The organism is Paraburkholderia sp. J67 (genome assembly GCF_905220265.1).
Taxonomy (GTDB): domain Bacteria; phylum Pseudomonadota; class Gammaproteobacteria; order Burkholderiales; family Burkholderiaceae; genus Paraburkholderia.
The window spans coordinates 1-351 of record NZ_CAJMZK010000119.1; the positions used below are offsets into that span (position 1 = coordinate 1).

At 67.0% G+C, this 351-nt stretch carries 1 pseudogene; it reads right to left on the reverse strand.

Annotation, left to right across the window (positions count from 1 at the left end):
• Positions 1-332: pseudogene (locus U5782_RS41445) on the reverse strand (transporter); the annotation flags it as partial.
• Positions 333-351: the final 19 nt, after the last annotated feature.

The following is a 351-nucleotide window of genomic DNA, read 5'->3' on the forward strand; positions in this document are numbered from 1 at the left end:
GCACCGTTCGACACGCCCGTCAGAACACGCGTGCCTGCCGTGCCCGTGAAGTCCACGAGCGAGCCGCCCGTCGCCTTCGCAACCGTCACCGTGCTCGTCGGCGTGGCTTGCTGCACTAGACCGGTCTTGCCATTCGCGATGTTCGTGATGTCCGTCGTGTTCTGCGTCACACGGCCGTCCAGGTTCGTGACCGCGCCGCCCACGTTGTTGTAGGTGCTGCCACCCACCACGTACGTCGGAGCCGAGATCGAACCATCCGGGTTCACCGTCGAGCCGCCGCCGAACGCGCTGGCCGCCGAGCTGGACACACCGTAGAGTTGCGAGCCGTTCACCCCATCGAGGCTCGACGCG